Origin of the sequence: Devosia honganensis, from assembly GCF_042648785.1 — a bacterium.
In the GTDB taxonomy this organism is placed as follows: Bacteria; Pseudomonadota; Alphaproteobacteria; order Rhizobiales; family Devosiaceae; genus Devosia; species Devosia honganensis.
In genome coordinates this window covers 1-672 of record NZ_JBHRYD010000019.1, presented here as the reverse complement: position 1 = coordinate 672, position 672 = coordinate 1, and the positions used below count along the sequence as shown (strand labels likewise).

The following is a 672-nucleotide window of genomic DNA, read 5'->3' as shown; positions in this document are numbered from 1 at the left end:
AGATCGATGGTTGCGACGGGGATGGCGCCGAAGCAGATGGTGTATTTGCCGTTCTTGTGGGTTGGGCGGATGGCGAGGGTTTGGGCCAGGAAGGCTTGCGGCACCCGCCACAGGCGGCCCTTGAAGCTGAGATAGGCCTTGGTGGTTCCGACGCGGCGCACGATCTCGCCGGTGGCGTAAACCGGCTCGGCCAGGTGCTCGGGGAAGGCTCATGGCGAGGGCCGGTAGCGGCTGGCGGGCACCGCCATGCCGATGCCCTGATGGGGGCGCTGATAATTGTAGACCTCGCGCCAGCGCTGCAGGGCGCTCTGGGCGCGGCTCAGTCCCTGGATCGACGCCATGGCGAAGACCTCGGCCTTGAGGCTGCGGTGGAAGCGCTCGTTCTTGCCGCGGACCTGCGGATGGTAGGGCCGGGCATGGATGAGCGCGATGCCCAGCTTGGCCAGCCAGACCCGCAACGGCGTCCATTGTCCCGGAATGCCGCCGCCCCAGGGGCTGCCATTGTCGGTATAGATCGCCTGGGGCAGGCCGTGGATGCGCAAGGCCTGCTCCAGATGGCGGCGCACCGTGGCCGTCTGCTCGTCCGCACAGGCCTGCAGCGCCACGGCGAAGCGGGAATGATCGTCGATCACGCTCAGGGTATGGCACCACTCGCCATTGGCCAGCTGCACC

General features: G+C 67.7%; 1 protein-coding gene. It reads right to left on the bottom strand.

Annotation, left to right across the window (positions count from 1 at the left end):
- Positions 1-209: 209 nt before the first annotated feature.
- Positions 210-672 (bottom strand): integrase core domain-containing protein (locus ACFOOL_RS16445; RefSeq protein WP_380098476.1); only part of this gene is annotated, 463 nt, incomplete at its 5' end.